The sequence below is a fragment of the Pseudotenacibaculum haliotis genome, from assembly GCF_042684245.1.
Classification (GTDB): domain Bacteria; phylum Bacteroidota; class Bacteroidia; order Flavobacteriales; family Flavobacteriaceae; genus Polaribacter; species Polaribacter haliotis_A.
Genome location: NZ_JBHULH010000003.1, coordinates 1 through 15446 on the forward strand (window position 1 = coordinate 1; position 15446 = coordinate 15446).

Genomic DNA, 15446 nt, shown 5'->3' on the forward strand with positions numbered 1-15446 from the left:
TTAACGTAGTTTTATTTACTCTATATACATATCTCTACTTACCACACGAAAGATTCGTGCGGGAGCGGGGGCTTGGAAAGTTAATTCTAAAGGAAAAATTACAGGAGATTTTATTCCCAATCCTAATTATATCGAATTAAAAAAGATATGATTAAATACTTACCAGTTATTGTACCAACCTTATTCTTTGTGATATTACTCTATGTCAAGTATAAACGACAAGAAAGGGTGGGTGGCTCATCAGATTTTGATGATTTCGATTTTGATTAAGTATAGAAAAAGAAAAAACCACCCAAATGAATGGGTGGTAATCTCTATAATATTGAGTACATCTTTTCTAAAAAATTATGATACACTAGCCACAAACTTGAAAGAGGGTAAGTAGATAATATAAACCCAGATTCAGTTTCATTAAAAATGACATCATGATTATCCTTTAATACATTATTTAAAATCCTTTTAATTTTATTTTCATCTAATGTATTTAAAGAATTTATTAATCCACTATCCAGTTTTTTTATCAGTTGATTTAAGCTACCATAATTTTCATCCTTAAACTCACTGTAAAATGCTTCATCAACGATTGTATCATCTAGAGAATGCAAATAACTATTCTCTTGGTTCAAATAGTCTGGAAAATAATTCTCAGAATGAGAATCAATTAGAATTCTGCTGTAATCAAAAATAAAATCTTTGTAGCTAGTATAATACCCCATAGTACTTGTAATTCTGGAGCGTAGCTTACCTTCTGTGTATAAAGAGGCGTGTTGTAGCAAGTCTTCACACAACTCTACCCATTCATTAAATAGTTCACAAAATCCTAATAATACAGCTACTTTATGTTCTTCTATTTTCTCATACTCTTCTCTTTCCAAATAATTTCTTACGAACCAGCCCCAAATACTTCTCTCACTTATTGAAAAGAAAATACTTCCGTTTTCTTTTGCATTATACCCTAATCCCCTTTTGTCACCTATCAACTCTAGAGTTCCATATACTTCATAAGGAGTTAATTTCATATAATTAAAGCTTATAGAATTTTTTCGGTCAGAATTTAAAGTTTTTATAGCATCAATATTTTCGATAGGATATTGAGTAAAATTGGCAGAATCTAAGAACTCAACCATTTCAATATCAATTCCTTTTTTCTTGACCCAACCATAAAGGCGACCGAATAACTCAGGAAATTGCTTTTTGTCTTTAGGTATAAATGATGTATACAGGTACGTACTCATTAATTATTATTTATCTACAAAGTTAACATTAACTACTTGTCCATTAACTCTGACAACTTGCTGCCCATCAGCTGTATTTCTAACTAATTGATTTCCAGAAACGCTATAAACTCCGCCAAACTTAGTGCCAGTAGGCACTGCTAAATTTATTGTTCCTATTTTAGCTCCGTTAACTTTATTCATAAGAGCATTAGCTGTATTACTAAGTTGTCCTATAGCTCCTTCTATTTGATTTGCACTGATTGTTCCTGAAACTCCTTTTACTTCAGTTAAGTTAAACTTTCCAGAACCAGAAACAGATAAAACATCAGCAGCTTTTTCTCCCCCTATTCCAAGGGATTGTGCAGATAAGGTTTTACCTGCTCCAGAAAAAGAATCTCCAGCCGCTATAATCTGGTCTCCATTTTTTTCTAACCCATTAACAACTGTACTTTCAAAACTTGTCATGGCTCCTTTTCCTGATACTTTTAGACCTCTAAATGTATCTCCAATTTTACCAATGCTTCTTAATTCCGATAAAAACACCAAACCTAGTGCTCTACTTCCCCATCCTAGCTTTTGTCCAGTCATTAAATCACTACCAGTAAAAGCTTCAATAAAACCTTTAACATCTCCTACTACTGGAGTAAGGTCAGCTTGCATGGCAGAAACAGCTACATCTCCTTCATTATCAACAGTCCATAACTTTTGCCAAGTAGTAGGCTTTACACCTGCTTTTCTTGCAGCTGGTGTATGAGCCATCCAATAAGCAGGACCAGTTTCTAAGCCTTCTAATTCATTATACATGATAACTTTGTTCTCAGAAAAAGCATAGGTGGAGTTGTAAGGATATTTAGCTGCGAGGGGGTCAATATTATGAAATCTTGCCAAGCTAGCATCATAGTTTCTATATTTGAAAGCATGCCAATTTAATCCTAGGTCATCATCGTATCTTTGGTCTTGGAAAGTCTTTTCTTTTTGACCTAAACTATTACCGTTAGAACTAGTCACAATATTATATCCCTTGTGTTTAAGACCAAAGGGGTAGTAATTGGATTCCTCAATAATCTCTGTACTAGCATTAATAGTACCATTGTTGTCAGAATCTGCATAGGTCAATCTTACATTTCCTAAATGGTCTTTGTATTGGTATACATAAGACATCTCGACTCCGCTCGATGTGACATTCGCTTTTACATACCCTTCAGCATGGTTAAAGAACTGTAATGCTATACCACTGCTTCCTCCTCCAACATAACTGGTTTCTTCATACACATAATTTCCTGCATATTCTGTGGCAACCTGACTTGAACCATCTACCACTCTCTTTTTTAACTTTACTCCTGTAGCATCATAATGATAATAGATTTGGTTTCCATTAATGGTTACTTGAGTTGGTAAGTTTAAGTGATTGTAGGTTATATTGGTAATACCCTTATTATCATCACGGGTCATGTTTCCATTGGCATCATAGGCATAATCATCACTACTATCTGGGGTTGTATCAACTGCATCATCCTTAAACCCAAACTGATCTATTAGAGCTGCATCTGCAACTCTAAGTAGTTTGTTTCCATCATAAGAATATGTTAGATCGTCCATAACTCCAAACGAGGTAGCAGCACTGTTGGTATGCCCCTGTCTTTGCAAGGTAAGAATGTTTCCGTTTTTATCATAGCTAATACCTGTTAAATTATAATTACCCGTATTGTCTACAGCCGATGTAATCCTGTTGAGTGCATCGTAGCTATAGGTATACAAGTTACTTACAGGGTTTCCTGTAGTATTGGTGCTTGCTGTTGTCCAACTGGTTTGAGAGATGTTTCCGTTAAAGAGTTTTGTAGCGCTCCCTGTTGGGTTGTTGTAACGAAGTGTAAAATCAAACAGATCATTATCACTCTGCGTATCGTTATTGATATTAGTCAACCAACCTCTTACATTGTAGTTGTAATCTACATTTTGTAATCCTTTGCTGTTGTCAACTATGTGTAGATTTTTAATTTGAACACCATTACTAGCTATACTTATATCTCCTAATAAATTCCCAGAAGAATTGCTCGCTGAGATATAAAAAACTTCTCCATTCTTTTTATAGTAAATTTTGCCTCCTATTCGTTCCACTTTAAATATATCTCCAGTATTATAAGAACCGAAAAGACCTTTATCTATACCACTTTCATAGATCTTTAACTGTCCAGCTTTTGCATAAATGGCAAAATTTAATGTTGAATAATGAGCATCTACATTAGAAGAAGATAACCCTACCATATAATAATCATTGGCTGTTATTACTTCATATTCTAAATAACCATCTGCTTGGAAGCTTCCTAAAGTAGCTAGGCCATTATTCCAACTACTCCCACTGCCACTAGTTTTAGTAATCACATTATCAGTAATGGAAATTCCAGAAGTCACATCTGTAAATCCTGATTGAGTTCCATTTCCTGTAAGTTTGCTTGTTAGTTGCCCAAGATCGTCATAGTTATTTCTAATAATACGCTCCGGAAACTGGTTGTTAATCTTCTGTGTTTGAGAGATCAATCTATCTTGATGATCATATTCAAATACATCTATAGTTACAATGTCTGACTTTCCTGTCTTTTTGTGTGTAGTTCTTGTTTCCAACACTTTTCCTGTAAAGTCCAACTTAGATTCTACAATATCGGTAGTCTCTAAAAACTCATTATAACTGTATACATACACAGGTCTTGCCAAATCATCATAGTAAGTAATGGTTGTGATCCACTTTTGTGGGCTTTGCCCTAAGACTCTTACTTTACTTACCGTTGCCAATCCTTTTGTATTGGTGGTAATACTTTGTCCATAGACACTTGTAGGTGCAGTTAACCCTGATGGAAGGTCTACGTACTCATCATAATAGTTTACTGTAAATACCTCTGTATTGGTTGGAAAATAATAATCTGAATAGTAGATTCCCAAAGGTCCTGCACTGCTTTGCTGTACCTCATACTGCTCATTCGGCATATTGTTGGTCGCATTTACATGGTTTTGCATGGTGCTAATAGTTCTGGTATTCACAACCTCTCCTGTAAAGGCTACTCTTCCTAATTTGTCATACTTTGTATATAACCACTTGTTGGAAAGTCTTTGTACTGCATCTTGTGTTAATAGAGGTCTGTCTAATTTATCATAGATGATATATTCCCATCCTTTACCAGGGATCTTCTTTTCTATCAAACGATTTCTATTATCGTACTTGTACTGATAGCACAACCCATCTAATATCGTAGATGAAATAGTTTGATTCGAAACCTCTGGAGGTAATACATAGGTCAAGTTTCCATAGTCATCATATACATAATAAGTATCGTGTTCTACTGCTGATTCTCCAGAACCACTAATAGTCCCATCTCCATTTACATCAAAATCTGCATAGGTTCTTTTTAATACAACCTGTCCTTGCTTGTTTGTAAACTCTACTGTGGTATGATTATTTCCATCACCGGTTTCCCAGTTCTCATCTTTGGTAATAGTTTTAGTAAGCTCTCCTGCACTATAGAATCCGTTTTGAGAGATGCTTGGTGTGTAGGTATTGTTGGAAAAACTCAAACTCACATCAAAAAACTTTACTTCACTTGTAGTGTTGGTCTCATATTCAAAACGAATCGTATGTCCGTCTGAATAGTTTTTCCCTGATATCGTGCTTCCTTTTTTCCAATCTTTCCCGGGTGCTGTTTGCTCAAAAATTCTTCCCAGTGGAGAACTTTCTAACACCTTATCTGAATAGGAGTTGATATCTGCTGTATTCGTTACTCCTGAAAAATCGTCTGCATAGTTATTCTGATAATAGCTCTGTGTTGCCAATCCTGCTCCTGTATTGATCCTTCCATCAGAAAACGCACTTGCATACGGTAAGAACTCTTTGGTTTGTCTTCCTAGGTTATCATACTCAAAATGTGTTACAATATCCTTTGCATTTATCTCTTCATTATTAAATACTGTAGGCGTTATTAACAAATCACTTATAGGTGTTTCTGTTCCGTCGATCTTTTGTACTACAGGACTCCATAAATATTGTCTTGTACTACTATCTGCATTGAACAAATAGTTTCTAAACTTAGAATACGTTCCTCCTGAGGTCCATTTAAACTCTGTTCCATCCAATACTTTATTCCCTTGCATGTCATATACTCCCGATACTCCTGTATCTCCTCCCGTGTAACCTGAAGGGTGAACAATACCTACCAATAAATACCAAACATCATTCTGAGGAAGTGTATTGGCAAAAAAGTATGGGTTACTGTTTGTAGTTCCGTTTAGATTGCTAATGTTGGTATGAACTCCATGATAAGTTCTTCCGTTCAATGGGTTATTTCCTGTCTTTTTTACCCAAGTGGTATATCGATAGGTTTTCGTATGATCTATAGACACATGATCACTTACCCAACCTGAGCCTCCACTTATATTCTTACATTCCCATAACAGGTCTGTATCTCCAAAAGGTGTGGTTCCATTTACGATCTCATTCTCTGTACTTGAGCCCTCTAAATTGTAAAAACCTGCATTGGTTGGGGTTCCTAAAGACCAATCATAAGGCAGATGGTTGTTTCCATAGCTACCACTTCCTCCTTTAACCAATACACTCTGTTTGGCTCTTCCCAAACCGTCCATGTATTGGATTGCTGTGGCAACCTTGGTTGGGTCTTGTGTGTTTAAAATCGTTGTCGTTTTTTCTTTATAGGTTTTGGTTACTACATGATTCTCTGTAGTACTCTGGGCACCTAGTGCCATCGACAGCATCGATGCCCCAGCAAAAAATATCTGTTTTATATTCCTTTTCATTTTGTCATGTTTTTAAACCTTCTGTAAGCAGCTCTTCTCCTTACTTTACTACATCAAATCTTACAGTTAGGTTTATAATTAATGACCCTGAGGGTCTAGTTTTTATAATGGTACTGGTTCTCACTTACAATATGTCCGTCTTTGTCTTTTACCACCTTTAATCGATTAAAGTCATCGTACTCATAATACATCACATTGCCTCTAGGATCGGTCATACTGGTTGCTCCTACTAATGGATCATACGTGATCGTTGTGATCATTGCATTAGGTAGTGCTGTTCGTAAACTGTTCAATGCAGAACGTAGTGCTCCTTCATCTCCTGTTGTTCCTTGGGTACGATCATCATCTGCATCGGATAGTGTTTGAATGTTGCTTACATAAGAAGATACGTCTGCATAGGTTGCATTTTCGATCTTGGCAACCGGTAATGTTTGACCATATCCCCAGATGTACACTACGTGAGTTCCGTCCTTTTTGCTTACTTCTTTGATATTTCCATTGGCGTAGTATCCATGATAGGTCAAACGATCTTCAAAAGCTCCGCTTCCTTTAGCTGTGGCTATTTTAGATACTTCGTACATATTGGTATAAAAACTATTGTAAATACTCTTTACTTTGTTTGTTACAGTTCCGTCTACCGATGTTTTTACAAGTAATGGCACATTGATCTTGTTGATTCCTACCATTCCTGTGATTGCAGTTTGTTCTGCTGTGGTAAAATCAATCAAGCTATTTCCTACAGGAAAGATCGTCTCTGTCTTGTAATGTTTGTCGGCTCCTTTTTCTTTTACAAAACGATTGACTTCTTTTTGTAAGAAGTTCACCGTATTATAAGCATAAGTTGTACTGTCTATTACAGCTGTTCCACTATAATAGTCTTTGTTTACTGTCTTAACCAATTGAGCCCAACTTGTCTTTAAGTCATCATTGATCACCGCCAAGTCCGGTGGAATAGTACCACAGTTTTGCCCGCTTGAATTATCAAAACAAGGCCCTCCTCCTGCACTAGCATCCTCTGGAGGAACTCCTCCTCCTTGTGGAGTCAAATTCTTATATTGAAGGTAGCTTTCGTATAACTGACTGTATCCGCATGTTTGGTAATCAATCACTCGAAATGAAGGAGCAATAATTTCTTCCGCAGCAAAATTATATGCATTGGTTGTTTCTTTAAGTAAAGTCCCCGCTTGATCGTATACCTTTTGTGCTGTTAACAGCCCTCTTTTGTAATCAATATTGGGTACCGGAGTAAATGGGTATTGAAACGCTGCCGCTGGTGTTGGATAATCAAAAGCAGTTGTGTATTCAAAACGTGTAGATCCATTGTTCTGCTCATACACCTGAACATGTTTGTATCCCACATAGTTCCCTTTGGTTAATTGTGCATTCGGCCCTTTCTCTATGGTTTGATACTGAATCGTTGACGGAGCTGTAGGACAAGGCCCATTGTATTCTATCGGATCTCCATTAGGAGCAAACCCATTAGAGGGAGATAAGAAGATCAATTTGCTAACATTGTAGCTATATCTCTTTTGTGATCCTCCTCCTATAGCATCAATGGCCCCGGACGATTTTGTAGTTCCCGGCTCGTTGTAGTTATACATCATCTTCTTTGCCGGATTTGAAGATATACTCGCATCATCTAAGAACAATACTTCTTTGATACGAACTCCTCCTCCCAAAGCAGCCTCAGTATAAGAAGAAGCTTGCCCTTGGTAATTAATGGTAGCGACACCGGATGCACTATAAGTGTTTAGTGTTAAACTTTGTACTTCTAACCTGTAGTTATAAGACCCTTTGGTTAAATGAACCGAATTGGTTCCCTGAGGTTGAATCACCTCTTTGTATGTAAATCCATTTTTCCCCGTAATCATTAAATACAAAACAACAGATCCACTAACATTACTAGGAATTTGAATATTGTTACTTACAGAAATTGTTTGATCAAAAGCTAAGGAAACTCCTGTATACCCTGTTTGATATTGGTTTCCGTTGCTACTGCTAATAGAATAATTCAAAGTAGCACTCGCACTGGTAGTGTTACTCGGATTCAACTCATAAAAATCATCTGTTGTTAACGACTGATCTCTTTCATAAGCAAAAGTGTTGTGCTCAAACACAAACTCTTTGGCTCCTCCAGTAGGGTAAACTATCTTCTTTAATAATCCTTTTTGAATTGCAGTTGCATCAAAACCGGAACTACTACTACCATCATTGTAACCATAAATATCTGATACTGATCCGTATCCGGGTAAATTGCTTTTATCTTGGTATTCTAAAATATAATCTTGCACCTCACTTCCACTTGTTTCGGATACTTTGGTAAGCCACAAACGATTGGTGGTCTGATAAGTGAAATTGAATGTTTTATTGACTTGGTCCCATTTGTCTTTGGTAGTAACACTACTCAAAATAGCGCCTGCAGTTTCAGGGTGAGCCGTAGCACTTGTAGCAAAATGAACACTGGTACTATCCCTGAAAGTGATCTTTAAAGGTTTCTTGGTATACGCTGTTGTGGCATAGTGACTTGCTGTAAGACGAGGCTTGAAAATAGAATTGTTGAAACTATTCTGCAATACAGTTGTCGTGAATGAATTCAATATCTTATTCTCTGTTCTTGTTTTAGAGGCCTCATAGGTATGCGTATGATTTGCATAAGTAAAAGAGGCTAACTCTACTCCATTACTGGTCTCAATTTTACTAATATGCCAAGCGGTAACATTAGTCATTGACGCTGAAGCTCCGGGAGCTGAAATATTTGGCATCGCAGGATTTCCTTGGGTAGATGTAGCAGTAACCGGTTCTGAATAAGAACTCTCCTCTACGTCCAAAAAATACTTGTTTCCTAAAGCATCGGTAATGATAAAATTACTCATCTTTCCATTGGCATCTGCCGTAAAATCGATCTTAACATTATCATCTTTCGATAAAAGCTTTGCCTCAAAATTAGACCCGTTCTTTACAATCACAAAACGTCCGCTTTTCCCTAGCAAACTATACTGATACAAATCTAACTGATTGTCATACTGATAACTGGAACCCGAATCTCCTCTTGCTACTTTCCATTGATAAGTAACTTGTGCATCAGTAGTTAGGTTGTCATAATTTAAAAAATCTGAGTTGTTATAAACCCCTTTTCTATGATCATTAAACTCATCTGGTAACCCTCGTACTGTTCTCGAGATCACTCCTCCGGTTTCTAAGGCCCATCCGGTGCCTACCCAACCCGAACGATCGTCAATCTTAACTCCTGAGGTTGAATAACGTAAAGCCACCGATAGTGCAATATCTTTACTGATAGCTTTGGAATAAATGGGAATAGCAATATTGGGTTGTCCTGAGTAATAATCAATCGGAACCTCCTCAAATTTCATTAAACTCGCTACGGTGGGTGAAGGTGGAATCACCTCCGGTAGCTTCAAATCGTCTTGGGCATAAATAGTACTTACCGCTAATAGCAGTGCGCCCAACAATGTTGTTCTTTTCATACTGTAATTTTTAAGTATAGTTAATAAATTTCCTGTGAAAAAGAAATTTGAAGGAGAGGTCTTTCAACTAAGCAAATAGCAATCCATAGGGTCCTAAAACCCATAGACATACCATTTATAAATCAGCTGAGAAGCTTCATAGCATTTTTTTCTTTTTCAGCAGTGTAAAGATATCAAAAAAACTAAACCAACCCCCTTTTTTATTTTTAAAAAATGGTTAGCTTAATTTAAATTTCTTTTCTCTATAAAGAATTTCTTTAGGAGTTTGCTGCACTCATCTCCCAATACACCACTTACTACTTTTGTCTTAGGGTGTAGTTTTGTGTTTAGGTTTACAAAGCCTCTTTGGGGTTCGGGTGCCCCGTATACAATTTTTCCTATTTGTGTCCAGTAGCTGGCCCCTGCACACATCTGGCAAGGCTCTAGAGTAACATACAAGGTGCATTCTTTTAGATACTTTCCTCCTAAGAAATCGGCAGCGGCGGTAAAAGCTTGCATTTCTGCATGGGCAGTAACATCATTCAATGTTTCTGTGAGGTTGTGTGCTCTGGCAATGATCTGATCTTTTAATACCACTACAGCCCCTACAGGAACTTCTCCCTTATCAAAAGCCATCTGTGCCTCTTGCAAGGCTTTTTTCATAAAATAGGTATCATCAAAAGGTTGAATCATAAGTTTTGCATACGATTTAAAACAACAGGAATGGTTTTACAAAAATCTACTTTCTGATTTTCAGAAGGTTACATAAAATCAAATCTTTGTTCTAAGGTTCAATATTACAAAAAGCATTTTGACTTGTAAAATCGTACTTTTGTGTATTCATGAATCGCTTGTTAGATCATATCGAATATCCTTCGGATCTCAAAAAGTTATCCGAAGAACAATTGCCTCAGTTAGCACAGGAATTGCGTGAGTTTATCATCAATATTGTGGCTACAAAACAGGGGCATTTGGGAGCTAGTTTGGGTGTGGTAGAATTGACCATTGCCTTGCATTATTTGTTTGATACTCCTCATGATCAATTGGTATGGGATGTTGGGCATCAAGCTTACGGGCATAAAATCTTAACAGGCAGAAGAGAGATTTTTCATACCAATCGCCAATTAAACGGACTTTCGGGATTCCCAAAAAGAAGTGAAAGTTCTTATGATGCTTTTGGTGTTGGACATTCTTCTACCTCTATTTCTGCGGCTTTAGGAATGGCCATTGCATCTTCTTTACAAGGTGATTTAAAGAAACATCATATTGCTGTGATTGGTGATGCTTCTATTGCCAGCGGAATGGCTTTTGAAGCGTTAAATCACGCAGGTGTTAGTGATGCTAACTTGCTCATCATCTTAAATGATAATGCTATTGGAATTGATCCTTCTGTAGGAGCTTTAAAGGAATATTTGACCAAGGTGAAGAAAGACAGATCCTTGGCTAAAAATAACATCATACGAGCATTGAACTTTGATTATTCGGGTCCTATTGATGGTCATAACTTCAACAGCTTGCTCAAAGAATTAAAACGCCTTAAAAATAAAAAGGGGCCTAAGTTCTTACACATAGTTACCACCAAAGGAAAGGGGTTGACACAAGCGGAAAAGGATCAGGTAAAATACCATGCTCCGGGAAAGTTTGATGCAAAAACGGGGGAATTGATTCCTAAGAAAAATATTGTTCAACCTCCCAAATATCAGGATGTATTTGGAAAGACAATTGTAGAGCTGGCTGAAAAAAACTCAAAGATCGTTGGAATCACTCCAGCTATGTTAACAGGTAGTTCTCTCAAGTTTATGATGGACGTTTTTCCTAAACGTACTTTTGATGTAGGAATAGCCGAGCAGCATGCTGTAACACTGGCAGCAGGCTTTGCCACCCAAGGAATGATTCCTTTTTGCAATGTATACTCCACTTTTTTACAACGATCTTACGATCAGGTAATTCACGATGTTGCTATACAAGATCTTCCGGTTGTCTTCTGTTTGGACAGGGCCGGTTTGGTAGGTGAAGATGGTGCAACGCACCACGGTATTTTTGATTTAGCTTATCTAAGAGCAATTCCAAATATGATCGTTTTTGCTCCTAGAAACGAAGTTGAGTTACGCAATATTATGTATACTGCTCAGTTAGGAATTGAGCATCCTATTGCTATTCGTTATCCGAGAGGAAGAGGAGTTACAGTAGATTGGCAGCAAGAATTTCAAACAATCGAAATAGGTACCGGAGAGTGTTTACAAGAAGGTGATTCTACTGCGATTCTTTCGGTTGGAACCATTGCTAAAAATGTTACGGAAGCCATCCAAGGTTCTCACATTGCTCATTATGATCTTCGTTTTGTAAAGCCTTTGGATGAAAAACTTTTACATATCATCTTTTCCAAGTATCAAAACTTGATTACTATAGAAGATGGTGTAAAAACAGGAGGTTTTGGCTCTGCAGTATTGGAATTTGCAGCGACACATCATTATCAAAATTCCATCACAATTTTGGGAATACAGGATGAGTTTACTGAGCATGGTAGTATTCATGAATTACAAAAGATTAACGGAATTGACCCTGATTCTATTCGAGAAGTCGTACAATCATATCAATAAAAAAAGCCGCTAAAAGCGGCTTTTTATTTGAGTTATTTATTTGTCTTACATTGGTAAGTGTTGCATTTCTTTCTTTACCATTGTAATCTTAAAATACTTCTTTTTTCCTTCTTTGAGAAAAGAAACAACTGCTTCGTTGTCTTTTAACTCAAACGGAATCTTTCCTTCTTTTTGCTTTGCTTCTGTATTTACATTCTTTCCATCTTCTCCTAACACTAACTTTGTGTCATTTCCCTTGGTTTTTATATGTCCTTGGTATTTGTTTGGTTGATAGAATTTTAGCGTTGTATAGCTATTTTTAAAATAGATTCCTTCGATCTGAACTTCTTTATTTTCTGTTTTCCCTTCAGAGATCAAGAAAATATTTAGACCGGATCCTCCTCCTTTAACTCCTGAAGTCCACTGTTCAAAATAGGCTTCTTTCAGTTGTATAGGTTGCTCTTTTTCTATTTTAAAGTTGTTGCTACTACAACTAGCAAATAAAATGACAATACATAAGCGAAAAAGATACTTCATCTCTATTCAATATTAATTTTTAATGAATTTGATCGTTTGTTGCTTACCATTAGCTTTTAAGCTTGCCAAGTAAATTCCTGGTCTCATGGTATTCACTTCTATCTTTCTGTCAATAACCGTTCCTTTTTTAACAACTTTACCGGTAAGGTCTGAAATTACATACTCAATATCATCAGCAGTATCAAAAATTTCTCCGATGAAATTCAATTCAACTTGAGCTGGATTTGGGTACATGGTAACTCCTAATTCTCCTTTTGTAAAATCATTGGCAGATAATGTATTCTCTACCGTAGTTTCATACATTCCGTTTCCGTGAGTTCCAACCAATAGTCTGTTGTCAGAAGGTCTATATACTAATTCACTCACCAATGCAAATCCTATATCATTTGGTCCTTCTAAATCCCAATCTTCAGTTGTTGGGTCTGTAGAACTATACAATCCTCTACCTGTTCCTACAAAGTAAATAGTTTCTCCTGCTACTTCTGTTACCGCTGCCGAACGAATTGAGTGAGCAGATAAGTTTCTCTCCACTACAGTCCATGACGGGCTGTTAGAAGTTGCATTTGTTGATAAGAAAATATTGGTAATTCCATAGTTAGAATACGTTGCCAAAACAATATCTGGATTTGTTGGATGAATTGCCAAACTACTTACATAAGTATTAGAACCGGAAACTACAATTTCTATAGGAGTAATATTTACTGCAGAACTTAGATCAGAAACATTTTGAGGGTCGTTTACTCTGTAAATTCCACCATCTTGTCCTCCAATTAACAAGTAACTTGACGCTGGGTTATAGGCTCCTCTGGTTGTTGCTAATTCTACAATATTTTCTCCTGCAGCAAGTGCTCCTAAGTTATCCCAAGTATTCGATTGAACATTTTCAGCATCATTGGTTTTATACAATGTTGTTAACCCTGCATAATACAAAGCATTTGAATTATCCGGATCTAAATAGAAATATGTTACGAATTGACTTGAAGATCCATCAGGTTGAATTCCTCTAAAACTAGGATAGTTAGTTCTGATGTTTCCATTCTGAGATCCATAGTACAACTGTACATCATTACCTCCATTTCTTCTGGCAATCCCTACAGCAACACCATCACCACCAAAAAAGGTATTCATCTGTGTACTATTTGGTAATCCGGCATCAGTACCTCCAATGGTTGTTCCATTGTCTTGTGCCCCTCCAAAAACTATATCAGCTCCTGATTGAGGATCCAAAGCTACATGGTAGTATTGGTAGGTTTGGTAGTTGTTGTTCAAGTTTGTCCACTCGATGACTCCATCCAAAATATTTGTTCTGTGAACTCCTCCGTCTGTACCACTGATCAACATATTTGCATTATGTGGATCAAATACTAAGGCGTGAATATCCGGATGGTGTGACACTCCTCCTTGAGCGTATAAGGCATAGTTTTGATTGGTTGCATAACCTCCAATTCTTTCAAAAGTACTTCCTGTGGTAATATCTGTAATTCTGTATGCATTGGTTCCTCCAATAAGTACAAAATTTTCATCATCCGGTTTTACTGAAACTACTAAATCATATCCTCCTTGAATTGAGAAAGGATCATTTCCTGATAAGTTTCCTCCCGGCTCATCCGGTAACTTAGATGTATAGTCTGTCCATGTATCCGTTGCCAAATTATAGTGCCAAAGATCTGCTTCTACCTGACCATTTGTATTTACTTGTCCATTTCTGAATAAAGCATATAAAATGTCATCATTTGAAGGTGCAGTTGCCAATACAATTCTACCTACAGAAGACCAACCTGTTGGGCTTCCGTTTTGAGCAATTCTCGTCCAAGATCCATTTCCTGTTGGAGAGGTCCATACACCATTTTGTCCTTGACTTCCATGGAATCCAGCAAATACTCTTCCTGAACTATTGATCACAACATCAGTTAAAAGCGATGTATTTGCTCCTGATTGATCGAGTTCTGTTGTTAAAGTGGTTCCGTCAAATCTGTAAATTCTGTTAAGAGAAGCAATGAATAGGTCTCCGTTGGTAGGGCTTACTTCAATTGCACTGATAAAATCAAGTCTAGAATCAAAAGATTCTAATGTAGAATCTGTCTGTGCAATTTTAGTCCAAGTTAAACCATTGTCTGTAGATCTCCATACTCCTTGTCCGAAAACGTTAAATGCTCCTAAGTTTGCACTGTTTCCTAATCCTTCTCCGGTAGCATAATACCAAATGTTTTGAAATCCTGGTCTAGGGTCTTGTGCAATAGCTGTCACATTGTGAATCTCATCATTTGGTGATACTTTGGTCCAAGAGCTTCCTCCATCAGTTGTTCTGAACAGTCCACTACTTACACCACCCGCTAGCATAGTGTTACTTGTGTTGTCAGAAAGGTCTACTCGAACATCTCTGGTTCTACCTCCTAAATTAGAAGGTCCTCTTGGAACATACGTACTTGAAGTTCTTGCTGCAAGCGCTTTTTGTTTCGCAATTACTGCATTCTCAAACTCTTCTTGTTTTTCTTCAAGTGGAATCTCTCCTGTAAGTGGGTTTCTTTGTAAACTTAATTCATATTCTATTCTTTCGTTTACAAAAAGTCGTCTCTCTTCCTCCGTTTTTTTCTTTTTCTTTACGGTCTTATCTGACAGGGCTATAAGGTCTTTACTTTCGCTATCTGAAAAGTAAAAAACAGCGGCGCCCAGCACCAGAGCTGATAAAATTAAATAGGGTATTCTTCTTTTCATTGTGTAGTTTGTTTATAATTGTGGCTAACAAATTTATTGATTCTCTAGCAGTTATTCACTGTCTATCAGTTGTTTTATCTCTTTTTCTATTAAAATTTAACAAGAATGCTAAAAATTTTTAATACAAAAATCTC

Annotated in this window: 7 protein-coding genes; 1 reads left to right on the forward strand and 6 read right to left on the reverse strand. The window is 36.9% G+C overall.

The genetic code is table 11. The features are described 5' to 3' along the window. Nucleotides 1-314: 314 nt before the first annotated feature. The 4 genes from ACFSRZ_RS05555 to ACFSRZ_RS05570 form a co-directional block, all read right to left on the reverse strand. Complete coding sequence (locus ACFSRZ_RS05555; RefSeq protein ID WP_379665538.1) at nucleotides 315-1235, reverse strand: hypothetical protein; 921 nt, start codon at nucleotides 1233-1235, stop codon at nucleotides 315-317. A gap of 6 nt (nucleotides 1236-1241) precedes the next feature. Then, nucleotides 1242-6017 carry a DUF6443 domain-containing protein gene (locus ACFSRZ_RS05560; RefSeq protein ID WP_379665539.1) on the reverse strand — a complete coding sequence of 1592 codons (4776 nt, stop codon included), beginning with the start codon at nucleotides 6015-6017 and terminating at the stop codon, nucleotides 1242-1244. Between the two features lie 95 nt (nucleotides 6018-6112). Continuing rightward, complete coding sequence (locus ACFSRZ_RS05565; protein WP_379665540.1) at nucleotides 6113-9502, reverse strand: hypothetical protein; 3390 nt, start codon at nucleotides 9500-9502, stop codon at nucleotides 6113-6115. A gap of 222 nt (nucleotides 9503-9724) precedes the next feature. Next, nucleotides 9725-10174 carry a nucleoside deaminase gene (locus ACFSRZ_RS05570; RefSeq protein ID WP_379665541.1) on the reverse strand — a complete coding sequence of 150 codons (450 nt, stop codon included), beginning with the start codon at nucleotides 10172-10174 and terminating at the stop codon, nucleotides 9725-9727. Between the two features lie 149 nt (nucleotides 10175-10323). On the opposite strand from ACFSRZ_RS05570, the gene ACFSRZ_RS05575 reads away from it, so the two are divergent. Further along, nucleotides 10324-12081 (forward strand): 1-deoxy-D-xylulose-5-phosphate synthase, encoded by a 1758-nt coding sequence (locus ACFSRZ_RS05575; protein WP_379665542.1) that lies wholly within the window; start codon nucleotides 10324-10326, stop codon nucleotides 12079-12081. Nucleotides 12082-12126: 45 nt separating this feature from the next. Here ACFSRZ_RS05575 and ACFSRZ_RS05580 read toward each other — a convergent pair whose 3' ends face one another. Further along, entirely contained in the window at nucleotides 12127-12597 is a 471-nt protein-coding gene (locus ACFSRZ_RS05580; protein WP_379665543.1) for a hypothetical protein, read from the reverse strand. Between the two features lie 12 nt (nucleotides 12598-12609). Next, complete coding sequence (locus tag ACFSRZ_RS05585; protein WP_379665544.1) at nucleotides 12610-15312, reverse strand: T9SS type A sorting domain-containing protein; 2703 nt, start codon at nucleotides 15310-15312, stop codon at nucleotides 12610-12612. Nucleotides 15313-15446 lie beyond the last annotated feature (134 nt).